The following is a 23,580-nucleotide window of genomic DNA, read 5'->3' as shown; positions in this document are numbered from 1 at the left end:
GGGGCGACTCCATGCGCACGGGCGCGCTCATGCGCATGGCGCGTGCTTGAACAGGTGCGCGTTGGCTCGCTGCAGCATCTGCTCCAACCGTTCCGCACGCGGCCCCAGCGGGACGATGGCCTCTCCGGCGTCGCGCAACAGATCGAGCGCGAACTGGCGCGCAGCCTGCAGCCCCATGATCGACGCGCAGGTCGGCTTCTGCGCCGCCGCGTCCTTGCCGGGGGTCTTGCCCAGCGCTGTGGTATCCGCTGTCGCATCGAGAATGTCATCGACCACCTGCAACGCCAGGCCGAAACAGGCGCTGTAGTGATCGAGCGCACAGTACAGCGCAGCGTGCGCGGCATCCTCCGCGATGGCGCATAGCGCGCCCATGCGAACGGACGCGCGCACTAGCGCTCCGCTCTTCATCCGGTGCATCGCGACGATCCTGTCCAGCTCGACGTGCTTTCCGACCAGCGACAGATCGATGGCCTGCCCGCCTGCGGCACCCTCGGCGGACACCGCCCGCGCCAGTTCGCGCACGAGCGCGATAGGATTGTCGCCCGGCGCATCCAGGCTCGCCAGGGTCAGGAAGGCGTGCGCCTGCAGCGCGTCGCCGACCAGGATCGCGGTGGCTTCGCCGAACTTGACGTGCACGGTCGGAAGGCCGCGGCGAAGCACGTCATTGTCCATCGCGGGCAGGTCGTCGTGGACCAGGGTACAGGCGTGCATCATCTCGATGGCGGCGCCGACGTCGTCGAGCATGTGCGCCGGCGTGTCGGCCAGTGCGCCGGCGGCCAAACAGAGCAAGGCGCGGGTGCGCTTCCCGCCATGCAAGGTGGCGTAGCGCATCGCCGCCATCAGCTCGGTCTCACCCTTGTCTTCGGCGCAGAGAAGGCGCGCGAGCGCTTGTTCGACCCGCTTTACGCCGTCGTGCATCCAGATGTCCGGCAGCAGCCTGCCGGAAGCGCCGCGCGCTTGCGGGCCCAATCCGCCGAGCGCGGAAACGCCAGTTCGGTCGTCGTGTAGCGTGGAACCGGCCTGCATGCTGTTCATGTCCTTGTACCTGACAGGAGACGGCCACGGCGAGCGGCGGGCCGCCGCGGTGTTGCCGGCGTCGCTGCCTCGCCATACGGGCGCAAGCGATGCCAGCTCATGAGAATCCGATGCGGATTTTCATGGAGGGATGTGCGGTCGGGTAATAGCGCCGGCCTTTTTCGGCGCTGCCCAACAACCGCGGCCGCACCCCGGCCTTGTGCATGGTCAGCGCCAAGGCGATGCAGAACTGCACCAGTTCGAGCCATACCAGGTGGTAACCGATGCAGACGTGTGGGCCGGTACCGAACTGCAGCATATCCACCGGCCGGATCGGCTCCGTGCGTTGCAGCCACCGCGCCAGGCGGAACTGATCAGGCGTCTCGTGCAGCAGCGCCGAGGTCGAGAAATGCAGCAGCGGGATGCACAGATGGGTGCCCGCGGGAATGCGCCGTTGGCCGAGTTGCAATTCCTGCAGCGCCCGACGCGGCAGGAGCGTGGTCGTCGGATGCACGCGCAGCGTCTCGCGGAACAGGGCCTCGGCGACCGGACACTGCGCCAGGTCCGCGTGCCGGGTCGGCACCGCGCCCACGCGTTGCGCCTCCTCGACCAGGGCGTCCCACAGCACAGGCTGCCGCGCCAGCTCGATCACCATCCAGGCCATCGTCGAGGCGGTGGTGTCGTGACCGGCAAGCAGCAGCAAGCGGATATTGGCGACCAGGACGTCATCGGAGAGCGCATCGTCGCTGCGATCGAAGGCGCTCACCATGTCGTTGATCAACCCGGTGCGCGCGGCATGCGCGCGCGCGTCGCGGACGAACTGGCGCAACTGCGCGTCGATCCAGTCGCGGGCGGCGCGGCCGCGCCGCAAGGGCAGTCCGGGCAGGTCGACCGGGGGCGCGACGATCAACTGCAGCAGTTGCCGGTACTTGCGATGCCATCCCGGCAAGTCCTGCGCGGGGATACCCATGAGGCTGAAGATGAGCTTGAGCATCAGGTCGCCGGTTTCGCGCAGGATGGTTACGTCGCCGCGGTCACGCCACGCCTGCACCCGCGCCCAGATGACGGGCGCGAACAGGTCGCCGATCCCGGCCTGAGTCAGCCCTTTGGGCAGGAACGCCGCCTTGATCGCATCGCGCGCCTGCCGGTGCGCGCCGCCGTCCTGGGCGACCAACGTTCCGCCAAGTAATTCGGGCGCGATCTCTTCGATCAGCGCCGAGGACACGTCCTTGTGCCGGAGCAGTGCGAACGCATCCGGATCCACGCACGTCATCAGGTGTCCGGCAGGGCCGAAATCCAGCCAGAAGTGGCTGCCCAGCATCCGTTCCGCGCGCCCCAGCAGGCGCGGCAGGTCGCAGACGATGGCGGGAAGATGCCCGACCAGGGGGAAAGCGCCGGGCACGACCGGGATGTCGTACCGCCGCCGGTGCCGACGAGCCAGGGGGTTGAGCAGCATGTCCATCAGCAGCGCGGCGCCGCAGGCGCTTCGGCGGTGTTGCCGGCAGGCCGCGCGGCGCGGCTGTTGCCACCGTCGGCGTACGTCGGCACATGCGCCAGCATGCCGCCGTCAATGCACACCACCTGGCCGGTGATGAACGCAGCATCCTCGGAAAGCAGGAACGCCACCAGCGCGGCCACGTCCTCGGGACGGCCGACGCGCGGCAGGAGCTGGTGCCGGCGCAGATGCCGCTGCATGCGCTCGTCCAGCTTGGCGAGGAGACGCTCGGTCATGATGAGACCCGGCGCAACCGCGTTGCAGCGGATCTGCGCATGACCGTACTGGGTGGCGAGCGAGGCCGATAGCATGTTCATCGCCGCCTTCGACGCGGCGTAGGACGTCTGCGCGGTGTCACCGCTGAGCCCCTGGCACGACGACATGTTGACGATGGCGCCGCCGCCGCGGGCGATCATCCGTGGGATGGCCTGCCGGCAGCAGAGCAGGCTACCGCGCAGATTGGTCGCCATGGTCTGATCCCAGACCGCCAGGTCCAGGTCGAGGATCGCTCGGTCGCGCGGGGTCAGATGCATGGCGCTCGCGTTGTTCACCAGCAGGTCGACCCCACCGAAGTGCCGCTCCGCCGTCTCGAACAGCGCTGCCACCGCCTGCGCATCGGCGATGTCCATCGCCAGCGCCAGCGCGAGGCCCGCTTCGGCCGCGATCTGCGCGGTGCAGGCGATGGCCGCCGAGCCATCAATGTCGGCCACCACCACTCTGCCGCCTTCGCGCGCGATGGCTAGGGCGCATGCCTTGCCGATGCCGGCGCCGGCGCCGGTCACCACGGCCACCTTGCCTTCAAACCGTCCGATCGTGTCCTCGTGGATTGCGTTGGTCTTTCGCGGCATGCCGCTCGGCCTCACCGGAGAAGGCGCGGGGTCGGCGCTGGCGCGCTCGTCATCGCCAGCGTCGCTTTCGATGACCCGAATGGCGGCGACCGGGCACTGGCTGGCCGCGAGCCGCACGGCGGCGTGCAGCACCTGCGGGACCGTCGCCACGCACACTTCCGCCACGCCGTCCGGTTCGCGCTGGCGAAAGGTGCCCGGCAGCGTCAGCACGCACTGCCCGGTGGTTCCGCACAGATCCTGGTCGACCACGACGCGCATCTCAGCCCCCGTGCTCATGCAGCCGCACCGGCAGCGCGCGGAATGTCCTAAGGAACGCGGAGGGCTCCCGGGTGGGCTGCTCGGCCAATGCCAGCGTGGGGAAGCGCGCCTGGATCCGCGGCAGGCTCTCGGCCAACTGCACCCGGGCCAGTTGCGCACCGAGGCAGAAGTGGATGCCGTGGCCGAAGCTCAGCATGATCTTCCCGTCGGTCGACATGCCAGGACTGGTGCCGTAGAACCGCGCGGGATCGAAGCGGTCGGGGTCGGCGAAGGCGTCCGGGTCGCGATTGCCGGCCGCGATCAGCACGCGCACGTCCGCGTTCTTCGGGATCACCACGCCGCCTAGTGCGATGTCGCGCTGGGCGATACGCGGAATGGAGCTGAACATGGCGGGCGCGTCGCAGCGCAGGACTTCTTCGACGAATGCCTTCACCCGCGCGGCGTCTCCCTGCAGCCAGTGCCGCTGTTCGGGATACGCCAGCATCGCCAGGACCGCATGGTCGATGGTCGCGGCAGTGGTGGCGAAGCCGCCCAGCAGCATGCCCCACAGCATGCTGATCAACTCCGCATCCGACAGCGTGTCGGCATCGTCCTCGTGTGCGCCGACCAGTATCGACACGATGTCGTGGCGGGGATCGGTGCGCTTGCGCTCTATGAGGTCGCCGAAGTAGGCCTGCACGCTGGCGCTGGCCGCGTCCGCCGCGGCGAGCTGGGGATCGCTGGCGTGCGGGCTTAGGCCTTCCAGAATGGCGCCGATGCCGGCGGCGAGCCCGAACATGTCGTCTTGGGGCATGCCGAACAGTTCGGCGAAGATTAGCATGGGCAAGGCCAGCGCGAATTCCCGATGCAGGTCCACCGCCTCCCCGCGCTCCAGCGCGGGCGCCATGCCGTCCAGGCGCGCTGCGACGATGCGCGCGATGCTCGGCCGCAGGTCGTCGATCTGGCGCATGGTGAAATCGCGCGAGATCAGCCGGCGCAGACGCGTATGCGTCGGTGGGTCCTTCATCGCCAGCGTGGACGCCAGCAGATTGAGCGACAGGCTGGTCGCCGCACGCGGGAAATAGCGCGCGAGTTCGCCGGGCGCCGGCCCCCGAAACGCATCCCCCGTGGCCTTGAGCGCCCAGTAGATGTCGGCGTGGCGGCTCAACAGAAAGAGGCCCGACGCCGCGCGATGCACCGGATCGTGCTCGCGCAACCATCGCAGGAACGGATACGGGTCGTCGATGCACGCTGGCGAAGCCAGTTCGGCGAAGGCGTCCCGGCATGCTGCTGTGGTTTCTTGCACGTCCATCTTGCTTAGTTGTTGGCTGGCTGATCTGAACGGCGCGCGCCAGGCGCGCCGGCAAATTGCGGAGAAGATCGCGACTCCCAGGGGCGTCCGCGCATCACCAGAGCACCGGCAACTCTTCGAACCCGCCAGTGATGATCTCCTTGCGCAACTTCAGTTCTTCGGGCGCCACGGCCAGGCGCAGCGCGGGAAAGCGCTGGAAGACCGAACCGAACACCACTTTGAGTTCCAGCCTGGCCAGCGCCATGCCGAGGCAGTAGTGCGGACCGTAGGAGAACGCTAGGTGCGGATTTTCGTCGCGCCCGATATCGAAGATTTCCGGGTCGTCGAAATGGCGCGGATCGAACGACGTCGCCGGCAGTCCGACCAGCACCTTGCTCTCCGCGGGAATATGCACGCCGGCGATTGTCACGTCGGTCCTCGGATAGCGCATGATGCCGTCCCAGCCCACGCCCGCCGGGTACATGCGCAGGATTTCCTCCACCGCCGTGTCCACCAGGGATGGATCGCCGACCAGGCGTTCGCGCTGTTGCGGATGGCGGAACATGGCCAGCAGGCCGAATTCGATCTGCGCGACGGTGCTCTCGTGCCCCGCCACCAGCATGCCCGCGGCCAGGCCGATCGCCTCCTCCTCGGTCGCCTTACCCTGGTCGACCGCCGCGAGCAGATCTGTCAGCAGGTTGTCGCCCGGATCCTGGCGCTTGTCCCGCATCTTTCCGCGAATGTAGGCGCGCAGTTCTTCCCAGGCCAGGCGCGACGCGCTGCGCGGGCCGCTTTCATGCTGGTGCGTCATTACCTCGTCGGACAGCCCGGCGAAAAACGCGTGATCCTCGTAGAGCACGCCCATCAGCGCGCTGATGACCATGGCCGGAAGCGGAAAGGAGAGGTGGCGCCGCAGGTCGGCGGGCTGGGGCTGGGCCGCGAGTGTCTCGAACAACTGCGCGGCGATCGCCTCGACCTGCTGCGCGAGCAGCTTCACCCTGCGGTCGCTGAAGGCCGGCGCCACGATCGTGCGTAACCGTGCATGCTCGCCCCCCTCGTGCGAGACCAGCCACCCCGGCGAACCGAGAATTACCGAATCCGGGGTGAATGCCGCCGGCGGCATTCCCGCGGGCCGGAACGCCGCGTCGGACAGCACCGCCTTGGCCTCGTCGTAGCCTGTCACCCACCAGCCTTCGTGCCCGGACGGGAAGCGCACGCGGTGGATCGGACCGTTGGCGCGCAGCGCCAACATCTTGGGCGAGGGCTCGATATGATCGACGCGCCACATCGGCAGCGTCGGCAAGGATTGTTCGGACATGGTTACACTTCAGTCTCTACGCGATGGAAGGGCGGAAGGTGACCGGCAGGCGCTGCGGGCTTCACGTGCGCTTGCGTTCACTTTAGTTCGTCGATGATAATCGGCGGGGAAGGCGGCCGGACCCTAGGGCCTCAAAGTGGCTTTAGCCAACTACCGAATCTTGTAGTGGCGTCCTAAACTAAACGCCTGGCGGCGCAAAAAACATGCGGAAAACTCTGTCGCCACGCGCTGCAATACGGAAACCTATTTCCGATGCGTATCCGCCTATGTTGGTTGGCTACATGCGCGTGTCGTCGGACTCCGACCGCCAGAGCACGGACTCGCAGCGCGATGCGCTGCTCGCCGCCGGCGTTGATCTGGTGACCGGCCTGGGGTTCGCCACGACGACGACGATGGTATTTCGCAAGGCTGATAGAGGGCCCGCGTTGATTTTCGATGCAAACGTTATCAACGCGATCGTTGATCCTTCGGGCCCTTGGGAAGCTCATTTTCAAGAACAAGATCCCTTCTCGGCTCAACGAACTTCCATGCGAAAGGCGTGCTGAACTATAGCAACTACGTCGAGGAAGCAGCGGGGCTTGCACGACAACACCTTTCGGGACAATAAGCTCGCAAAGGAAGCAGGTCCGTCAGCCGTCCTGGAGGGCAATGACAGCCGCTGCAAAGAGCCCGGGCTGGCGCTATTTCGTCGTAACGCGTACCGGCAGTGAGCTGAGGGCCCGCAATCCACTGCTGTCGCGGTATACCGGCTCGCCCGTTATCTCGATTGATGCGACGCTCGCCGCCAAGGCGGCCAGCACGGCTTCGCCTTCGAGCCGCGCGACCATCTGCCCCACGCAGCCGTGGATCCCGGTGCTGAAGCCGATATGTCCCGAAACGCGCCGGGTGATGTCGAACTGGTCGGGCCGTTCCCACCGCGTTTCGTCGCGATTCGCCGAACGGGCCTGTACACTGCCTCGAGGTCCGCAATCAGTCGCTCGACTTCTGCAAGCCAATTTCGGCAAGGCCGGCGCGTAATACTACTGGATATCGAGGGCATTGATCACCCGAGGTCCGCGCGAACCGGATCCGGAAGTCGGTTGGTGCGGAGAACACGTTCTCAACCGATCTTTAGCGCTTTCGACGCAATGGCCACCGAGTTGGGCCCGCTGATCGAGAAGGTCTGGCGGCACTGGGAGGACAAGGACCGCGCGGGCCCGGACCGTCACGCTGAAGGCTCAAGTCAACGATTTGGACATCATCACGCGCAGCAGGTCCATGCCGATCGCGATTTCGAACCACAGCGAGCTCGAACACTTCTCGATCGCTGCTTGAAAGCGAGATGCCCGCTTCAAAGCCGGTTCGGCTTCTTGGGAGTATCGTTGTCCTCGCGCCATGGTGAGGGGCAGGCTGAGCCGCAACTCGGCCCGCCGATTTGAGAGGCGCAGTTTCGAGCAGGATTTCAGGAAGGGGCGCAGGCGCGGGTCGTGTGCAGCGTGGCAGAGCTCATTGGTTAACATTCGTGAATCCCCAAATCGAAAGACTTGCGGTAGGATCAGGTTTTTCCGAGGGCCGCACCCATGTTTGAACAAGCGACTACCGCTCTATTGCGAGCGGTGCTCGACGAGGTCTGCGAAAAGCTACCACGCGACGAGTCCGGCGCTCGCACCCACGTGGCCTGCAAGATCCTGGAAGCCGCAAAGACCGGCGAAACGACCCCGGACGAGCTGCGGCAGATCGGCCGGATAGCGCTGACAGAAGCGCCGACGATCTGGCGTTGATCGGGCGGGTCCGGGGTGAATTTCCAGGTCACAGTCTTGAAAATCCTGGTGAGTTATCCGGAAGGATTCGCCGTGATGGCGGACCTCAAGCGCGACATGGCAATCCTCGCCACCAGCGGCCCGGAATGGGCCGAACGCACCAAGCGGCTGGCCGCGCGCGTGCCCGGGCTCGACATTTTTTCGGACGGTCTCGTTGAGCGTCAAAACGGCGGCTGGAGGATTACTGTGAAGGGACGAGCCGTGCTCGAATCCATGGAGGCGCGCCGGACCGAAGACGAACCGGTCGAGAAGGTGCTAGTGGAAACGGCCGGGCCACCAGTGCCATCCTTGCCGCTCCCGGCAGAGCGAGCGAAGCGCCGACGCGCACGGCGCCAGCGTCGCCGCGAAGCCCGCGAACCCGCGCGAGCGCATGCATCTTAAGTGGACAGGGCGCGGCGGCAGCCCAACTCATTGACCAAAGAGTAGATAGCTCCGGTCGATGCCGCGGCGATCCCGCGTCTCGTCGGTCCAGCCGGCAGCTCGGCGATAGCTGCCCATCGCGCCGTTCGCTTGAGTGCCCTGACGTCGACGGGCTTGTTCTCATCGGCGAAGGGGGAGACCCAGAGCGCATCCTCGGGACAATAAAGCTCGCAAAGGAAGCAGGTCTGACAGTCGTCCTGACAGGCAATGACCGGAATTCCATAGGTGCCCAGTTTGCCGTGCATCGCCTTCCATACGCTATCGTAATCGGCGAATGCGAAGCCGGTGTTCACGATGCCCGCGCTCGGCACCAGGTGGCAAGGATCGATGACGATTGGTTGAAGAACTCACGCCGCCGCTGCGTACCTGGGGCAGGAGTTCGGTGTCGGAGCCGAGCTGATTGGCCGGAAACAGCCTGATCTCCAGCCGGCCGCTCGTCGCTTCGCGGATCGGTCGATCGCCTCTTGCGCCGATATTCACCGGATGGGTCGGATCCTGTCCGGTCGCGAACTTCTAGACGAACTCGGCGGCAGACGCCGGACGGGTCAGAATCCTGCAGAGAGGTACGGCCGTAGCCGCCCTCAACAGCGAACGGCGGCTGATGATTCCGGGCTTCGAGACAATCATGTTTTACTCCTGATCCTGCATTGACGTTGCTGCCGACTGCAAGCTGCGCTGGCGTGCAGCCTTCCGGGCTCTTCACCGGCTTTCGATCGCCGGCATTTGGGCAAGAGCCATCGCTCGCCGCCGCAATATACGGCGGGCGTAGCTCCTCAAGGGGCTTCCCTTGATTGGCGCTTAGCGCCGGTGCACTAAAGCCACTGCTTGATCTGCCTTGCGACCTCTGCGGTGGAAATCCCGTAGCGGTCGTGCAGTGTCGGAAGTGCGCCAGCGTCAAGGAATTCGTCCGGCAATGCGATCTGGCGGAAACGCGGATGAACGCCTGAACGCATCAGAAGTGCAGCAACCGCCTCGCCAAGTCCGCCAATTGCGGTGTGGTTTTCGGCAACAACGACAAGGCGGCCCGGCTTGCCGGCTTCACGCAAGATCGTCTCAGTGTCGAGCGGCTTAATCGTCGGAACATGCAGCACCGCGGTATCGACGTTGTCGCGCATCAAAGTTTGCGTGGCCTCGAGTGCACGCATTGTCATGATGCCGGATGAGATGACCAGGGCGTCCTCCCCGTCACGGATCAGTTTGGCCTTGCCGAGTTCGAATTTGTAGTCATATTCGTCGAGCACGACCGGTACTTGGCCGCGCAGCAAGCGCATGTAGACCGGCCCGCGGTGCGCGGCGATGGCGGGCACCATTTGCTCGATCTCATGGCCATCGCAGGGATCGATGACGGTCATGTTTGGCATCGCGCGAAACAGGGCGACATCTTCTGCGGCCTGATGGCTCGGGCCATAGCCCGAGGTCAGCCCCGGCAGCGCGCAGACGATCTTCACGTTGCGATCTTCCTCCGCGATCGTCTGGTGTATGAAGTCGTAAGCCCGTCGCGATGCGAACACGGCGTAAGTGGTCGCGAACGGCATGAAGCCTTCGGCGGCAAGGCCCGACGCTGCGCCGAACAGAAGCTGCTCGGCCATGCCCATCTGATAATAACGGTCCGGAAATTCCTTCGCGAAGATGTGCAGGTCGGTGTATTTGCCGAGATCGGCCGTCATGCCGACCACCTCAGGGCGGCTGCGGGCGAGCTCGACGAGCGCATGTCCAAAGGGCGCCGGTTTCGTCTTCTGTCCTTCGGTCGCGATCGATGCGATCATGGCGGAGGTGGTCAGGCGCGGCTTGCCCGGCTGCGGTGCTGATCTGATGGTCCTCATGCCTGCCTCCCGGCTTCGAGCGCGGCAAGCGCGAGCTGCCATTCGTGCTGCTCGACGCGGATGAAATGGCTCTTCTCGCGCTGTTCCAGGAAAGGAACGCCCTTCCCCATCAGAGTGTCGGCGACGATCATCCTCGGCTTGGGCTCGGGATGGGACTTGGCGGTGTCGAACGCGGCAACCACGGCGTCGAGATCGTTGCCATCGACACGCTGCACGAACCAGCCGAAGGCCTTGAGCTTCTCGACCAGCGGCTCGAAGGTCATGACTTGTGTGGAAGGACCGTCCGCCTGCTGATTGTTGACGTCGACGATGCCGATCAGATTGTCGAGCTTGTAGTGGCCTGCCCACTGGATCGCTTCCCAGACGGAGCCTTCGTCGAGTTCGCCATCGGAAAACAACGTGTATACCCGTGCCTCGGATCTCTTGCACTTGAGTCCTAGGCTCATGCCGACTGCAATGCTCAGCCCAAGTCCGAGCGATCCGCCCGACATTTCCATTCCGGGCGTGTAGGAGGCCATGCCCGACATCGGCAGGCGGCTCTCGTCGCTGCCATAGGTTTCGAGTTCTTCCTCCGGGACAATTCCCGCTTCGATCAAAGCTGCGTAAAGTGCGATGGCATAATGTCCGTTGGAGAGCAGAAAGCGGTCCCGGCGGTCCCATGACGGATCTTCAGGCCGGTAACGCATGGCGTGGAAGTAGGCCACGGCGAGAACATCGGATATGTCCAGCGCCTGCGCGATATAACCCTGCCCCTGGACTTTGCCCATGCGCAGCGCATTGCGGCGGATATTGTAGGCGCGGTCCGCTAGCTTGGGCGCGTTGATAAGCGTATTGGTGGGCGTTTCCATCGATCTGGACCTTATCTCGCTGGGCTCAGTGGATAAGCATGCCGCCGTTGACGTCGATCACGGCACCCGTGACGTAGGCAGATAGATCGGAGGCTAGGAAGGTGTAGATACCGGCAACGTCTTCTGCCGTGCCGAGGCGATTGAGCGGAATGCCTTCCAGAATTTTCGCTCTCATTTCATCGTTCAGCTTGCCTGCCGTAATATCCGTGCCGATCAGGCCGGGCGTGACGCAGTTGACGCGAATCCCATCAGGGCCGAACTCCCGCGCCATCGCCTTGGCGAGGCCAAGGACCCCTGCTTTCGCAGCCGAGTAGTGTGGGCCGCCGAAAATGCCACCACCGCGCTGGGCCGAGACGGACGACATGCACGCGATCGATCCGGACTTTCGTGCGCGCATATGCGGGATCACCGCTTGCGACAGAAACAGGATACCCTTGAGATTGACGTCCTGAATTCGATCCCAATCGGCCGGCGAAATGTCCAGGAACTTGACCGGCTGGGTGATCCCGGCATTGTTGATCAGGATATCGATGCGTGCGAAGGTTTCGATCACGCGGGCGACTGCCTGTTCGCAGAACGATTTGTCGGCGACGTTGCACGCCAGTCCAATGTGGGACTTTCCAAGCGATGCCGCAGCGTCCGCCGCGGCGCCCGCGTCGATATCCAGAATGGTCACCCGAGCGCCCTCGGCGGCGAATCGCCGGGCGGTGGCAAGCCCGATCCCGCGCGGCGAGGCCGCGCCCGAAATGATTGCCGTCTTACCGCTGAGCAGCATCAATTCCTCCCGCAAATTGTTCTTCCTTGCTGGATTTAGGAATGAGGCGCGGAGGCCGGATGTACTAACGCACAGTTGTCACGGATCGATGAATCTGGTTCACTTATCGGATGCTCTCGAAGATCCCGATATCCTCAATTCGTGCCTTTGAAGCCGCAGCCCGGACCGGATCGTTTCGCGATGCGGCGAATGAGCTTCACCTGACGCCGAGCGCCGTCAGTCACGCGATCCGCAAGCTGGAGGCCACGCTTCGGACGGTTCTGTTCGAGCGCAGCGCGCGGTCTGTGCGGCTCACGCCAGCCGGCGAAAATCTGATGCGTCACACCGGGACGGCGTTCGATCAGCTCCGCCGCGGCCTTGAGGAAGTCGCCGCGCGCGGACCGCAACTGGTGCGCGTCCACTCCGCCCCAAGCTTTGCTGCGCAATGGCTGGCGCCACGGCTTGCGCAGTTTCTCGCTGCTTACCCGAAGCTCGAGGTTCGATTGGCCGCAAGCACGGATTATGCGCGCTTCAGCAACGATGATTTCGATATCGATATCGTCTACGGTCCACCGCGCGCGGAAGGCGTGGAGATTGTTCCTCTACCGGAGGAGACGGTCACGCCGCTCTGCTCTCCCTCGCTCGCAAAATCGATAAGGAAGGCCGCTGATCTGCTCGATCAGACGCTCATCCGCTCAGACGTGAAGCAGGTGCAGTGGCATCAATGGTTCGCCGCGAACGGATTGGAAGCCCCCGCGCTCCACGGCATGAGGTTCGATCGGAGCTTTCTTGCGATTGCGACCGCTGCGGAGGGATTGGGAGTGGCGTTGGAATCACCCCTCCTGGCCGAGCGTGAACTGGCCAATGGGCGATTGGTTGCCCCATTGGCGGGACGCGCGAACGATATCAGTTACGTCGGTCACCGTCTCATCTATCCGCGCGCCAGCCGACAAAGATCGGCCGTACGAGCGTTTGCAGACTGGTTGCTGGCGCAACTCGATGGCGAACACGCCCGCTCCTCGCGATGAACTGCAGGTCTGGCTGGAGCTTGGTTCAGGGCAAACCTCTGCTTGGCGCCGAACAGCAACCTTCGCCGCCGGGGCGTCCGCGCCTGCGGAGAACCTCAGATCATGCATTCTTCATTGGTCTGGCAGCGAGCTATCGCTGATGCTCGCCGATCCATCTCTACAAGGCGATCATCGATGTAGCGCCTGAGCGCCGCAGCCGCGTTCAACATATAGACACGCATTGAGATCACTTCCCACACGTACGGCTCGCGCGCGCCTGCAAACCGTTGCAAGATGCGCTCGACGCCAGCAGGCGTGAGCCGATCGCAAGCCAGCGGATTCCGCTCGCAGGAGGCGACGGCGAGCGCATCTTCTACCCAAGCGATGCAACAGTGAAGCTCGCTTGCCAGGTCGCGCGCCTCATCGACTGGTCAGCGACCCTGGAGGCCGTGGCAGAGCTGGGGGTCAGCAGGGGTGCTGAACCTCGATCCGGGACATGCGCTCGCCGAATTGATGCAGGCCTTCCTTCCGGACGTCCGCTGCTACGCGGCCGATGGATTTCACACTTTCGATGGGCTTCGAAACTGGATAGCCTCTCAACAACGAAGATGCTCAGCCCTTGATTCAACGAGGCGATCTTCCACGGCCCTCGGGCCGGCCTACCTACGTAGATGGTAGCTGACCCGCAAGGCCATCACTGGTCGGGGGTTGGGATGTCAAAGCCGAGCGGTAGAGCGGTATGTGACGATTTCTTTCAATGACTCACAGAGTTGGTCTATTCTGGACTTCAAAGTACGAGCGGATAGGTAGACCAGAACGGCAATGGCAAGGCGCCGAAACATCATCGCAATTCCCTCGCTGGGTTCTCTCGACAAGACCGCAGGCCGGGTCGGACAACAACTCACGCAGGCACTTCGCGAGGCGATATCAAACGGGATCTTGAAGCCGGGCGAACGGCTGCCGTCCACCCGCACCCTCGCTGCATCGCTCCAACTCGCGAGGGGTACGGTCATCGAGGCGTTTGGTCAGCTACATGCGGAAGGCTACCTCGAAGCGCGCGCCAGAGGCGGCACAATCGTGGCGAACGTCGACGGCGACAGCGAACTCGTGAGCCCACCGCAGGCATTCATCGAGCCGCCGCGGATCGGCCTTGTGTTGCTGGAGAACGTCGCCCGTCTTGCAGAGGTCGTGCAAACTCTTCGGCCCCAAGGGACGATGCCATTTGCAATCGCTCATCCGGCAGGCGCGGTCGCCCCGGATGACAAGTGGCGCCGTCTCGGTAATCGCGTCCGAGCGCTGCGCGTGGCTGCCCCGTCGGGATACATCGACCCGAAAGGATTGCCTGATTTGCGGCTCGCGATTACTGACTACGTTCGTAAAGCCCGTGGAGTGAAATGCGAGGCCGGCCAGGTCGTGATCACGGCGGGTACGCAGCAGGGTCTTTTTCTGGCTGCAACCGTTCTTCTTGCGGACGGAGACGCAGTATGGGCGGAAGACCCCGCCTATCCCGGTATTGTCGCGGTTCTCGGAAACTTCAACGTCCAGACCTCTCGGATTCCCGTCGACGCGCAGGGCATCGACGTCCACGAAGGCCTCGTCCGCTGCTCGAAGGCTCGGGTCGCGTTCGTTACGCCATCGCATCAATATCCGCTCGGCATGCCGATGAGCATGGCGAGACGCACGGCTCTGCTGTCCTGGGCCCGTCAAAACAATGCCTGGATTGTCGAGGACGATTACGACAGCGAACTTCGCTACGCGGGACATCCATTTCCGTGCCTGCAGGGATTCGATCCTACACGTGTCGTCTATCTCGGGACGATGAGCAAAGTGCTCTTTTCCTCCATGCGGATCGGATACGCCATCGTTCCCCTTCCGCTGGTGGAGGCGTTCGCAGGCGCCCGTGCTCTTATTGACCGCCATTCTCCGACAGCCGATCAATATGTGCTCGCGCAATATATGCGCGAGGGCTATTTCGAAGCTCACATACGGCGCATCCGGGGCGCCTACGCAGAACGGCGCGCGGCCCTGATCTCCGCCATTAAGACAGAGCTGCCGTCCTGGACAGCGCTCCAACCAAGCGACCAAGGTATGCACCTGGTGCTTTGGCTTCATGCCGGCCTCGACGACGTCAAGCTAGCCGAGCAAGCACAGAAGGCCGGGCTGGTTGTGCGACCGATCTCGCCCATGTACCAAGATGCGCCTGCTCGGTTCGGTCTAATGCTCGGCTTCGGCGGCTTTTCCGTCGCGGAATTGCAGGGGGCCGCAGTCCGCCTGAAAGGTGTCCTTGAGGCATCGGTCCGCGCGAACAGAAAGGCCAAACTGTCCAAGCGCCCACGGATGGAAACTGCCAGATAATATCTGGATGGCCGCGCTCAGGTCTCTTTCGCAGCAATCGGCGCTCGCCGCGAACTTGAACATTGGGTTGGGGTGCTCCGCAGCGCGCCGGGAAGAACGCGCACTGATCTCCAGTTTTTGACTCCAACCAGAGCTTTCGCCAGCGGCAGACGATCGTAGGGCGAATGAGATTATCCATGCTTGCGCAGGGCCGCCGATGGGCTTGGCCCCGCCATACCCGAGGATCACAAGTAGGGCGTTGCGCCACGATTTCTCCGAGCATGTCGCTCCGTCGGATATGAGTCAGGCCTGCTCCGCTTTGGCCACAGCGGCGGCCAGCATTGCATCGCCGATCACATCCTTGCCCTGGGCCTTGAGCGCGTTCCCTGCACCGAGAATGTCCCGGACCTCTTTATTCTGACTAAGCTTCGACTTGCCAACGAGTCGTGTGATCTCGATCTCGATTCCGACGATCATCTTGAGCATCATGTCGATGTAGTCCTTGGGACTGTCAGTCATCTTCCAAGGATCGGCCTGCTTCGCCTCATGGATGCGCGTCAGCCGCGCGACCATGCCACGAACGTAACGCTCATCGTCGCGGATCGTCACGCGTCCGTACACATGAGCCACCATATAGTTCCAGGACGGGACCTGCTTCTTGAACTCGACCTTGCTGGGATACCAGTTCGGCGCGATGTAGGCATCCCCGGCGCGGAATACGATCAGCACCTCGTTCCCCGTACCGATATCCTGCCAAATGGGATTTGCGCGAGCCACATGTGAATGAAGCACGCCCTGTTGCCCTTCCTTCGCGTGCAACTCGAAAGGTAGGTGATTTGCGTCGAGCCCGCTCTTCCCGTTGGTAAAGAGGATGCCGAGAGGATTTTTGTTGATGAGATCGTGAAGCGCCTCGGGGCGCGACTCGGCGAAATGTGGGGGGACGTACATGCTAGCTCCCTGGCAATTGATGAATGCCGCGCACGCTGCTCGCAGCATCAACGGGATTTCGTTCAGACCTCGGTCATCTGGAATTCACTCTTGTCTGCACCGCAATCGGGGCAGATCCATTCGTCGGGGACGTCTTCCCAGCGAGTGCCCGGCGGAATGCCCTCGTCCGGCCATCCCTCCCGCTCGCTGTAAACAACCCCGCAGAGCGCGCATATCCAGGTCTTGTAAACCGGTGCGCCGATCGCTGTTTCAGAGTGCAGGTGAGCGCTTTCATTGCTCATCTCGGGTCGCCTATGCTGTGGAGCATTCATGAGACCGATGTAGGCCAGAACTGGTTCATTCCATAGAGCCAGTCTGCGGCATTCTTGCTGTACCAGTTTGACGTCCTCTGGTTTTGGTCAAGGCCGTCAACCCGGCAGTAGGAAGATCTCTCAGAGAAGAAGTGCATTCCTTCTTCGAGCAGCCGAAACTGGTCATCCGACTGTTGGACAGCCATGACCGCGAAGCCTTGGGTCCCTCAGCCACGCGCCGCCGCTTCATCGGCAAAGGCCTGCGAGGCGTCGGCTGTGCATTCCATCACTTCCGATAAGAGCGCAAATGAGCCAGAACCGTCCAGCGGCCGGCGGCGTTACAAATGGCTTTGCAGCAAGCCACACGGCCGCTGCAGTCCTGAGCTTTGTCCAATTGCACTCAGGCGTGAAACGGGTCTAGCCATCATGCACGAAGATTGGCGCCGCGAACGTCAGTTGAAACGATTAACGGGCTGAGCGATGTTCGACTCGCATACGTTCTTTTTTGTTCCTGGCCGTGGCATTGTTTGTGGTGGTCACGCCGGGCCCGGATCTCTTCTATATTGTGGCCCGGACGCTTGCTGGCGGCAGAAGTGAAGCGCTCGCATCGAGCGTTGGCCTGGGTACCGGAGGGCTTGTCCACGTTTTCGGCAGCACCGTCGGTCTGTCTGCCCGTGTTGTCGCAAGCGCACAAGCGTTCACCTTGCTAAAGATCGCCGGAGGCCTGTATCTCATCTGGCTCGGGATCAAGGCGTGGCGCGAGGCAAGCGTCGATCCGATAGAATTGCAGACGACAGATGCGTATTCTGCTTTTCGCCAGGGCATCGTCGTAGAGGCGCTGAACCCGAAGACAGCCGCATGCTTTCTCGTGTTCATCCCGCAACTCGTCGACCCATCTGGGAGTGTCAGCATGCAGTTCATCGTCCTGGCTCATTTCGGTCGGACTCAACACGAGCGTAGACCTGATTGTGACCTATTGGGCTCCAAAGACGAGGGATGGCTTTGCAAAACGGCCCTCATTCTTCGTTAAGGCGCGATAGGCATCAGGCGCCATCATCTGCGGGCTGGGGCCGACGCTACTCTTCGCAGGCCGCACGAGTTCACCGCTGCCGAACTTCCGCGTCCGAATAGCGCGCAGAGTCTCCATTCGGCTACGAAGGACGCCTTGCCACCGGAGGTCCTTGCTTCACCGTGCAACGCGATCACGACCAGCGTCGATGCTGGTTCGACTTCGGCCGCGGTTTGGCCGTCCGGGCCGGCAGAACATGAAGGGACGCATCAACCGGCCGGGAGCAGGGCCCGCCACCGCAATCCAACGCGCTTGCCTCTGCTGCCTCTTTTGCTCTCGTGCTGGTGGATCTGGATACGTGATGAGAAACCGAGTTCGTGTCCACGGCCTAGAAATCGTCATCCTTCCTCGTGCTCGAAACGAGGAGTGCAGCGAGGAACGGGTGAGCGATGTCCGCAACGCCCTCCCGCCGGATCTTCAAACATCAGGCATCACCCGCCCGATCCTGAGCACCGTCAGGGTCGTCATCGAGAGCGGCCTCCCATTTGTTGCGGATTAGCGAGAAGGCGTGACATCGCTGGGATTCCCGCTAGTGTTTCGACAAGCGCATCGCCGCGATGCTTAGATCTGCGCCCCGGGAACTCGAACCATGTTGCTTCTTAACCATCGCACTGACCACCGGGCGCCTTTGGATGGTGCGGATGCCAACATGCTGAGTTGCGAAGCTGCGTGCGAGGTGGAGCGGTTTCTTAGATATCGCAATGGCCACAAGGAAACACCGCTGATTTCATTGCCGGGCCTCGCCAACGAGATTGGCGTGGGCTCGATCCAAGTCAAGGACGAGGGTCACCGGCTCGGCCTTGGCAGTTTCAAGGCTTTGGGCGGCTCCTATGCCGTGATCCGGCTCGTCTTAGAAGCAGCAACTCCGCGCCTCGGCAGGGCTGTCGACATCTCGGAGCTTCACGCACCTGAGGTGAAGGCCGTAGCACGGGGGATGACGGTATCCTGCGCCACGGACGGCAATCATGGCAGGTCCGTAGCGCAGGGCGCTCAGCTAGTGGGGGCGAACTGCGCTATATTCATTCACTCGGGCGTCAGCGATCAGCGTAGCGCAGCAATCGTCCGACATGGCGCGCAGATGATCCGCGTCAGCGGCAACTACGATGACTCCGTTGCCGAAGCATCCCGAGTTGCCGCAGAGAACGGCTGGATCACGGTGTCTGACACGTCCTGGCCGGGCTACGAGCGTATTCCTGGTCTGGTAATGCAGGGATATACCGCGCTCCTGACTGAAGCACTACGACAGTTGCCCGAACCTCCGACCCACGTCTTCGTCCAGGCAGGAGTCGGTGGACTTGCCGCAGCGGTCGCCGGACATTTTTCGGTGTTGTTAGGTGATAATCGCCCGTTCTTCACGGTTGTCGATCCATCGCGCGCAGCGTGCCTGTTTGAAAGCGCTCGAACCGGGCATCGTGTCAAGGTAGCTCATGGGCAGCCGACAGTGATGGCGATGCTCGAGTGCTACGAACCTTCGCTCGTCGCTTGGCGCATCCTTTCGCGCGCAGCCGACGCTTTTATGATTGTCGATGACGAGGACGCCGTCGGGGTTATGAACCGTTTGGCCAATCCCCGGGACGGTGATCCGGCTATCGTTGCAGGCGAAAGTGGCGGGGTTGGTCTGGCAGGGTTGCTGAAAGTTGCTGCCGATTCGACCTTGCGCGGCCTGATTGGTCTTGAACCTGACGCACGGGTCTTCCTCATCAATACCGAGGGTGCGACGGATCCTGGCGTTTACGAACAGCTCGTGGGTCAGTCTCTATCGCAAGTGGTCAGGAGAAGCTTGGAGGCCTAGACGCTCATGATCCGCGGCCCGTTCGGTGAACTCGTGACGGGGACGAAAGCCCAACAGAAGGCCAAGAACGAAGGCATCCAGCGATTGATCCTACGATTGAAATCCGCCGCAGATTCTGCTTCCAACGAGGCCCGTACGCACGTTTTCGGCACAAAAGGCATGGCTTTGCCGTCTTGCCGCAAGAACAAGCGCTATGACTTTGGCGCTTTGCAGTCCAAACGCGTTCGCCTCATCGAATGATACAACACAGCTTCATTTTCTTCTTGATTCGGCACACCGGCTATGAGCCGTTTCATAATTGCGATACAGCTCTCCGAGTAATCTGTCGATATGCGTGGACTCCTGATCGTTCTCACGGCTTTCGCGATCATGTTGGCGGCACGCGGCCACCACCAAAGCGCGTTCATGCCGCGCCCGACGGCGCCCATGCCATCCGTCAATGTGCCCTAACGCCAGGTCTGTGGGGTACGCGGCTGCCTGCGAGCGAACGCAGGGCAGATCGGGCCGGCAACAAGGGACTGCTAGGCTGATTTCGGCGCATTCTTCAGATAGACGACAGCGCGACGTCCCGCAGAGGTCAGCTCCCCCAGACTCGTTTTTCCCGCCCGCACCGCTTGGATCACTTGCTCAGCGACATATCGACGGCTCTCGTGGTCACCGCCATTCGGCAGTCCCGCACAGACCTGATCCAAGACCAGGCCCATATTCGCTTGAACCTCTCCCGTAAATTCGCTCACGCTCCATCTCTCCCTTCGAGGGATAATGCGATAAGGTTAGTGCCCTCTTTGCACTCGGTATAGCGCACATTTGTCGAGCGGTTAAAAGCCTCTCGCGTGCAGAAGTGAATTCATGGTTTGACGCGGCTTGGTATCCTCGCAATTCGCGCGGCGCCTGCGTTCGAAACGATCGCGCCGCGTTCGAATCGTCTCATTGCGAGGAGGACGGAATCGTCCCGTACGGCTCGGATTTCCGGGCTCTCGCCAACCTCATTTCCCTGAGCGAGCCTCACGCGGGCGCTATGGTCCTCACATGGGCGGCCATGGCCCTCTGGTTCGGCGCGGGCGGCCGTTGCGCCGCAGTTCACGCGAGACTGTCGAATCAGCCCGCCCCAGGCGACGTCCAATCTGTTGGATCGATTGGCCCTGCACCTTGAGAGGCCCGATCTCTTCGCGCTCTACCAATGAGAGCTATTGCCCCGAGACAGCCTTTGCCGAAGATCTGAACATCGCTGGTGGCATGTCGCCCGACCGCACGATCATCGTCAACGCGATCATGGCTTGGACCAGCGGTCGAGCTCCGCCGTCGCAAAATAAGCGCTTGCCTTGCGCAGGATCTCGTTGGCTGCCGACGCTCGCGGTTCTTCCGGTCCAGAGCCTTGGGCTTCTCGGCCAGCTCGGTCGGAACGCCGGCCCGCTGCCCACTGTCGATCTCGACCTTCTTGACTCAGTCATGCAAGGTCTGCGCGTGCAGCCAATCTTGGCCGCAATGGAAGTCACCGTCGTCCAGCGCGACCTGTGCTCGTTGGCCTGATACAGAGCTATACGAACCGCTCGGGCTCGAGCGTCGGGTGAACATTTGCGTCGTCTTTGCTTGTCTTGGCTCCACCTTCTCAAGACTTGGAGCCTCCGCCAAACCTGCGGCGGCGGTTCAGATGGGCGCTCAATCCTGCAAGCGCTCAAACGCTGACGGCACGATTTGAGTGAGTTGTGCTGTCAAGATGCTCTGGTCTACTCAGCTTCTGGCGGAGCGATCCGTTTGCAAGCACGAGAGCACAAAACGAGGAATGCCCGCCGGAAGGCGGCGAACTGTCGCTCGATCTTGCTGGAAAAGTGCGCTCTGCCCCGAGACCAGCAGGAATTATCCGGCTCATTTGAATAACAATGCCGAGATTGGCCAGAAAGGGAAGCGGAGCGGCGATTGCCGATCTCTATTCCTCGCCGCAGAGGTCGTTCATGGGCAGTCATGATCTTGTCTCCAGCAGTTTCCTCGGGCTGACCGCAGCCGGATTTGCGCTACTCTGCTCGAGCCTGCTTTTCCTCGTCTTCACATGAAGTGAGCCCCCCTCGTATGGCCCGTCTGGTCATTCAGTTCATCGACTGGACGGACTGCTTCCCTACACTTTGAAAGGCTGGCACGGCTCCAGCAGGCCGTGATGAGTATCGTAGCCGCCCGGCCGAAATCCTCGACGCGATAGCGGCCCCTGCCCGCAACCTTCGAAACAACCGTAAGCCCGGCACGCAACGCCGGTGAACTTACCTAGAGAACTGGTCTCCAGAAAGTCGTTGTCCCAACCGCCGGCTCTGAACGGCATGACAGTGTTGAAGGTCGGCCGCAGCCGAGACTAACCTGGGATCTGCACCGGCAGTGCGGAATAACCGTGCACAAAATTCGATTGAACTCGCTCCGGTTCGCCGACCACATTTACCTCCAAACATCGATTCAGCATCTCCTCCCACAGGATTTTCAGCTGCAGCTCCGCAAGGCGCCTACCCACGCAGCGATGAATCCCAAATCCGAAAGAGAGATGTTGCCGTACATTTTCCCGATCGATGATGAAGCTGTTGGCTCTCGCAATGACCTCGTCATCTCGGTTGCCAGAGATGTACCACATCACAACTTTCTCGCCTCGCCTGATTCGCTTGTGGCCTATCGTGAAATCGTCCACAGCGGTCCGGCGCATGTGTGCAATGGGGGTTTGGTATCGTATAATCTCGGATACCGCGCCGGACACGAGCGAAGCATCATCCCGGAGTTTTCGCATTTCGGATGGATTTTGGCTCATGAACAAGACGCCCCCGGTAATTGAGTTGCGCGTAGTATCGTTACCTCCAACAATCAGCAGAATGAGGTTGCCCAGGAACTCGCGGGGCTCCATGTTTCGGGTCGCCGGTGAATGCGCCATCATCGAGATCAGGTCACCGCGCGGCTCACAATTGACCCGTTCGCTCCAAAGCCGCGTAAAATAGTCCAGGCACTCCGACAGCACCACCTTTCGCTTTTCCCAGCTGTCGATCTGGTCGCCCATTTGTGGAGTCAAGGCAGCTACGTCCGACCAGTAGGTCAGCAACCACCGATCCTGAAATGGAAAATCGAACAGCGTGGCCAGCATTTGGGTCGTCAACTCGATCGAGACCCTGTCGACCCAGTTGAAGGTATCGTTGCGCGGCAAACCGTCCAAAATCTTCTGAACCCGCGAGCGGATCAAGCCTTCAAGATTTGCCAAGTTCTCCGATGCCGCTATCGGACTGATAGTCTTACGCTGCTGAGCGTGGAGAGGAGGATTCATTTTGATAAAACTGGGGGTCCAATACTCCTCCGGCGGGTCGACTATTGTGACGCTTCGCTCTGATGAGAATGTTGTGTGATTTGAGTCCACGGCTATGATGTCGCGGTATTTTGTTATCGACCAATATGGTCCGTATGGGCTGTTTTCGCAATAATGGACGGGATCTTCCCTTCGCAGCCGCTCGAAATAAGGCCAAACTGTGTCATCCTCGAAGCGCTTGGGCTCGCTTACATCAAGGCGACTCAGCGGGATATCAGTGCTCTCGCAGGCGCTTTCTGTCGATAACGCTGTCATGATTGTCTCGCTGACATTGGCCTGCAATTTTGCTGGATCAGCTGAGTGCGCTGTCTAGCGTTCGCGGGGAAGCTTGCTCGAACACGACGAGCTTGGGCGGTGCACTAATGATCTGTCACGCATGTTCATGGCTGGACTTCGCGCGAGCTCCGAAATCTGAAATCATGTTACGGACTTTGGTTCGGTCCCTGTCGACAAAGAATAATCGAAAGGCGAGCGAAGCTCCCCTATCAGGATTGGGAGGGCGCGAACGTGCCCTTTGTGGTAGTCAACATCAAGCCGCAAGCACTCGCAGCTGTGGCACCCAGCCGCTTATCGTCATTTTCTCGGGCAGGCAGCCCTTCGCCACTCGACCACTTACATTGCGCGAAGCGACGGATGTCCGGACTGGCAACAAAGTATCTTCCATGCGTTGGAATAGAAGAGAATTGGCACACCTGAAACAGCTCTGGTCCGAGGAACAGAGTGCCGCGCAGATCGCGGGTCATCTCGAGTGCAGTCGCAAGCCGTCTGCGGCAGGCTGACTCGGTTGGGTCTCACTCGAGGTCACAAGCCACCAACAGCAAAACTCAAGATTAGATCGGTCCCCAAGCGAGGGCCGACGTCGATGGCTGCCCGCCGCGATCGCGTCCGAAAGAAGCTGCCGCAAAAGGCGCTAGAAACGCGGCCTGAGGAAATGAGCAAGCGGCATCTTTGCGGAATCCGAGGCAAAG

22 protein-coding genes and 5 pseudogenes are annotated in these 23,580 nt (G+C 62.0%); 9 read left to right on the top strand and 18 right to left on the bottom strand.

Annotated features, from left to right (window positions below; all coding sequences use genetic code 11):
- Positions 1-27 precede the first annotated feature (27 nt).
- The 6 genes and pseudogenes from FXB41_RS14920 to FXB41_RS14900 all read right to left on the bottom strand — a co-directional run bounded on the left by FXB41_RS14920 (position 28) and on the right by FXB41_RS14900 (position 6,203).
- A complete protein-coding gene (locus tag FXB41_RS14920; protein ID WP_219682303.1) occupies positions 28-1,026 on the bottom strand; it encodes a polyprenyl synthetase family protein in 999 nt (332 codons plus the stop codon).
- 106 nt (positions 1,027-1,132) lie between these two features.
- The gene (locus FXB41_RS14915; protein WP_219682276.1) at positions 1,133-2,476 is read right to left on the bottom strand and encodes a cytochrome P450; all 1,344 of its coding nucleotides are present in this window, start codon (positions 2,474-2,476) and stop codon (positions 1,133-1,135) included.
- Entirely contained in the window at positions 2,476-3,321 is an 846-nt protein-coding gene (locus tag FXB41_RS14910) for an SDR family oxidoreductase (RefSeq protein WP_310473303.1), read from the bottom strand. The genes FXB41_RS14915 and FXB41_RS14910 overlap by 1 nt, the downstream gene beginning before the upstream one ends.
- Positions 3,308-3,615 (bottom strand): annotated as a pseudogene (locus FXB41_RS40710) (ferredoxin). Before FXB41_RS40710 ends, FXB41_RS14910 begins: the two are co-directional and overlap by 14 nt.
- 1 nt (position 3,616) lies before the next feature.
- Positions 3,617-4,906, bottom strand: coding sequence for a cytochrome P450 (locus FXB41_RS14905; protein WP_219682274.1), 1,290 nt, complete (start codon positions 4,904-4,906; stop codon positions 3,617-3,619).
- Positions 4,907-5,000: 94 nt separating this feature from the next.
- Complete coding sequence (locus FXB41_RS14900; protein ID WP_219682273.1) at positions 5,001-6,203, bottom strand: cytochrome P450; 1,203 nt, start codon at positions 6,201-6,203, stop codon at positions 5,001-5,003.
- Between the two features lie 203 nt (positions 6,204-6,406).
- On the opposite strand from FXB41_RS14900, the gene FXB41_RS42165 reads away from it, so the two are divergent.
- Positions 6,407-6,748, top strand: coding sequence for a recombinase family protein (locus FXB41_RS42165; RefSeq protein ID WP_446479881.1), 342 nt, complete (start codon positions 6,407-6,409; stop codon positions 6,746-6,748).
- Between the two features lie 135 nt (positions 6,749-6,883).
- Here FXB41_RS42165 and FXB41_RS14890 read toward each other — a convergent pair.
- A pseudogene (locus FXB41_RS14890) lies at positions 6,884-7,141 on the bottom strand (cytochrome P450); the annotation flags it as partial.
- Between the two features lie 292 nt (positions 7,142-7,433).
- Here FXB41_RS14890 and FXB41_RS42235 point away from each other — a divergent pair.
- The 3 genes from FXB41_RS42235 to FXB41_RS14875 all read left to right on the top strand — a co-directional run bounded on the left by FXB41_RS42235 (position 7,434) and on the right by FXB41_RS14875 (position 8,383).
- On the top strand, positions 7,434-7,517 hold the full coding sequence (locus FXB41_RS42235) for a hypothetical protein (RefSeq protein ID WP_473284514.1): 84 nt from the start codon (positions 7,434-7,436) through the stop codon (positions 7,515-7,517).
- Positions 7,518-7,762: 245 nt separating this feature from the next.
- A complete protein-coding gene (locus tag FXB41_RS14880) occupies positions 7,763-7,963 on the top strand; it encodes a hypothetical protein (protein ID WP_219682271.1) in 201 nt (66 codons plus the stop codon).
- A gap of 15 nt (positions 7,964-7,978) precedes the next feature.
- Positions 7,979-8,383, top strand: a complete 405-nt coding sequence (locus FXB41_RS14875; protein ID WP_219682270.1) for a hypothetical protein — start codon at positions 7,979-7,981, stop codon at positions 8,381-8,383.
- Here FXB41_RS14875 and FXB41_RS14870 read toward each other — a convergent pair.
- The 5 genes and pseudogenes from FXB41_RS14870 to FXB41_RS14850 all read right to left on the bottom strand — a co-directional run bounded on the left by FXB41_RS14870 (position 8,380) and on the right by FXB41_RS14850 (position 11,868).
- The gene (locus FXB41_RS14870; RefSeq protein WP_246648867.1) at positions 8,380-8,667 is read right to left on the bottom strand and encodes a hypothetical protein; all 288 of its coding nucleotides are present in this window, start codon (positions 8,665-8,667) and stop codon (positions 8,380-8,382) included. The genes FXB41_RS14875 and FXB41_RS14870 overlap by 4 nt on opposite strands.
- Positions 8,644-9,049 (bottom strand): annotated as a pseudogene (locus FXB41_RS41950) (TRAP transporter substrate-binding protein); the annotation flags it as partial. The gene FXB41_RS14870 and the pseudogene FXB41_RS41950, both read right to left, overlap by 24 nt.
- Before the next feature lie 185 nt (positions 9,050-9,234).
- A complete protein-coding gene (locus tag FXB41_RS14860) occupies positions 9,235-10,245 on the bottom strand; it encodes a transketolase family protein (protein ID WP_219682269.1) in 1,011 nt (336 codons plus the stop codon).
- Positions 10,242-11,093, bottom strand: coding sequence for a transketolase (locus FXB41_RS14855; protein WP_219682268.1), 852 nt, complete (start codon positions 11,091-11,093; stop codon positions 10,242-10,244). The genes FXB41_RS14860 and FXB41_RS14855 overlap by 4 nt, the downstream gene beginning before the upstream one ends.
- A 25-nt stretch (positions 11,094-11,118) precedes the next feature.
- Positions 11,119-11,868, bottom strand: coding sequence for an SDR family NAD(P)-dependent oxidoreductase (locus FXB41_RS14850; protein ID WP_219682302.1), 750 nt, complete (start codon positions 11,866-11,868; stop codon positions 11,119-11,121).
- Positions 11,869-11,978: 110 nt separating this feature from the next.
- Here FXB41_RS14850 and FXB41_RS14845 point away from each other — a divergent pair, with 110 nt between their 5' ends.
- Entirely contained in the window at positions 11,979-12,875 is an 897-nt protein-coding gene (locus FXB41_RS14845; RefSeq protein WP_219682267.1) for a LysR substrate-binding domain-containing protein, read from the top strand.
- 801 nt (positions 12,876-13,676) lie between these two features.
- The gene (gene pdxR, locus FXB41_RS14840; protein ID WP_219682266.1) at positions 13,677-15,209 is read left to right on the top strand and encodes a MocR-like pyridoxine biosynthesis transcription factor PdxR; all 1,533 of its coding nucleotides are present in this window, start codon (positions 13,677-13,679) and stop codon (positions 15,207-15,209) included.
- A 282-nt stretch (positions 15,210-15,491) separates the two neighbouring features.
- On the opposite strand, the gene FXB41_RS14835 is transcribed toward pdxR, so the two are convergent.
- Both FXB41_RS14835 and FXB41_RS14830 read right to left on the bottom strand, forming a co-directional pair.
- Positions 15,492-16,136 (bottom strand): FMN-binding negative transcriptional regulator, encoded by a 645-nt coding sequence (locus FXB41_RS14835; protein ID WP_219682265.1) that lies wholly within the window; start codon positions 16,134-16,136, stop codon positions 15,492-15,494.
- Positions 16,137-16,198: 62 nt separating this feature from the next.
- Complete coding sequence (locus tag FXB41_RS14830) at positions 16,199-16,417, bottom strand: rubredoxin (protein WP_446479880.1); 219 nt, start codon at positions 16,415-16,417, stop codon at positions 16,199-16,201.
- Between the two features lie 514 nt (positions 16,418-16,931).
- On the opposite strand from FXB41_RS14830, the gene FXB41_RS14825 reads away from it, so the two are divergent.
- The 3 genes from FXB41_RS14825 to FXB41_RS14815 all read left to right on the top strand — a co-directional run bounded on the left by FXB41_RS14825 (position 16,932) and on the right by FXB41_RS14815 (position 19,527).
- On the top strand, positions 16,932-17,456 hold the full coding sequence (locus FXB41_RS14825) for a LysE family translocator (RefSeq protein ID WP_246648854.1): 525 nt from the start codon (positions 16,932-16,934) through the stop codon (positions 17,454-17,456).
- 628 nt (positions 17,457-18,084) lie between these two features.
- A complete protein-coding gene (locus FXB41_RS14820) occupies positions 18,085-19,287 on the top strand; it encodes a diaminopropionate ammonia-lyase (protein ID WP_219682264.1) in 1,203 nt (400 codons plus the stop codon).
- Positions 19,288-19,293: 6 nt separating this feature from the next.
- Positions 19,294-19,527, top strand: a complete 234-nt coding sequence (locus FXB41_RS14815; protein WP_219682263.1) for a hypothetical protein — start codon at positions 19,294-19,296, stop codon at positions 19,525-19,527.
- A gap of 281 nt (positions 19,528-19,808) precedes the next feature.
- Here the strand turns inward: FXB41_RS14815 and FXB41_RS14810 are convergent, their stop codons facing one another.
- The 4 genes and pseudogenes from FXB41_RS14810 to FXB41_RS14800 form a co-directional block, all read right to left on the bottom strand.
- Complete coding sequence (locus FXB41_RS14810; RefSeq protein ID WP_219682262.1) at positions 19,809-20,024, bottom strand: hypothetical protein; 216 nt, start codon at positions 20,022-20,024, stop codon at positions 19,809-19,811.
- Positions 20,025-20,342: 318 nt separating this feature from the next.
- A pseudogene (locus FXB41_RS42160) lies at positions 20,343-20,531 on the bottom strand (helix-turn-helix domain-containing protein); the annotation flags it as partial.
- A 21-nt stretch (positions 20,532-20,552) separates the two neighbouring features.
- Positions 20,553-20,900 (bottom strand): annotated as a pseudogene (locus FXB41_RS40700) (transposase); the annotation flags it as partial.
- A 728-nt stretch (positions 20,901-21,628) separates the two neighbouring features.
- Positions 21,629-22,867, bottom strand: coding sequence for a cytochrome P450 (locus FXB41_RS14800; RefSeq protein WP_085348739.1), 1,239 nt, complete (start codon positions 22,865-22,867; stop codon positions 21,629-21,631).
- Positions 22,868-23,580: the final 713 nt, after the last annotated feature.

The organism is Bradyrhizobium canariense, from assembly GCF_019402665.1.
GTDB classification, from domain to species: domain Bacteria; phylum Pseudomonadota; class Alphaproteobacteria; order Rhizobiales; family Xanthobacteraceae; genus Bradyrhizobium; species Bradyrhizobium canariense.
This window is presented reverse-complemented; position numbering and strand designations above follow the sequence as displayed.

Excerpts from the sequence above, each read along its gene's own strand:
- FXB41_RS14905 (WP_219682274.1), bottom strand. The coding sequence starts at position 4,906 with ATGGACGTGCAAGAAACCACAGCAGCATGCCGGGACGCCTTCGCCGAA.
- FXB41_RS14815 (WP_219682263.1), top strand. The coding sequence starts at position 19,294 with ATGATCCGCGGCCCGTTCGGTGAACTCGTGACGGGGACGAAAGCCCAA.
- FXB41_RS14830 (WP_446479880.1), bottom strand. The coding sequence starts at position 16,417 with ATGAGCAATGAAAGCGCTCACCTGCACTCTGAAACAGCGATCGGCGCA.
- FXB41_RS14915 (WP_219682276.1), bottom strand. The coding sequence starts at position 2,476 with ATGGACATGCTGCTCAACCCCCTGGCTCGTCGGCACCGGCGGCGGTAC.
- FXB41_RS14820 (WP_219682264.1), top strand. The coding sequence starts at position 18,085 with ATGTTGCTTCTTAACCATCGCACTGACCACCGGGCGCCTTTGGATGGT.
- FXB41_RS14835 (WP_219682265.1), bottom strand. The coding sequence starts at position 16,136 with ATGTACGTCCCCCCACATTTCGCCGAGTCGCGCCCCGAGGCGCTTCAC.
- FXB41_RS14860 (WP_219682269.1), bottom strand. The coding sequence starts at position 10,245 with ATGAGGACCATCAGATCAGCACCGCAGCCGGGCAAGCCGCGCCTGACC.
- FXB41_RS14920 (WP_219682303.1), bottom strand. The coding sequence starts at position 1,026 with ATGCAGGCCGGTTCCACGCTACACGACGACCGAACTGGCGTTTCCGCG.
- FXB41_RS14855 (WP_219682268.1), bottom strand. The coding sequence starts at position 11,093 with ATGGAAACGCCCACCAATACGCTTATCAACGCGCCCAAGCTAGCGGAC.
- FXB41_RS14850 (WP_219682302.1), bottom strand. The coding sequence starts at position 11,868 with ATGCTGCTCAGCGGTAAGACGGCAATCATTTCGGGCGCGGCCTCGCCG.
- FXB41_RS14845 (WP_219682267.1), top strand. The coding sequence starts at position 11,979 with ATGCTCTCGAAGATCCCGATATCCTCAATTCGTGCCTTTGAAGCCGCA.
- FXB41_RS14800 (WP_085348739.1), bottom strand. The coding sequence starts at position 22,867 with ATGACAGCGTTATCGACAGAAAGCGCCTGCGAGAGCACTGATATCCCG.
- pdxR (WP_219682266.1), top strand. The coding sequence starts at position 13,677 with ATGGCAAGGCGCCGAAACATCATCGCAATTCCCTCGCTGGGTTCTCTC.
- FXB41_RS14870 (WP_246648867.1), bottom strand. The coding sequence starts at position 8,667 with ATGCACGGCAAACTGGGCACCTATGGAATTCCGGTCATTGCCTGTCAG.
- FXB41_RS14900 (WP_219682273.1), bottom strand. The coding sequence starts at position 6,203 with ATGTCCGAACAATCCTTGCCGACGCTGCCGATGTGGCGCGTCGATCAT.
- FXB41_RS42165 (WP_446479881.1), top strand. The coding sequence starts at position 6,407 with ATGCGGAAAACTCTGTCGCCACGCGCTGCAATACGGAAACCTATTTCC.
- FXB41_RS14880 (WP_219682271.1), top strand. The coding sequence starts at position 7,763 with ATGTTTGAACAAGCGACTACCGCTCTATTGCGAGCGGTGCTCGACGAG.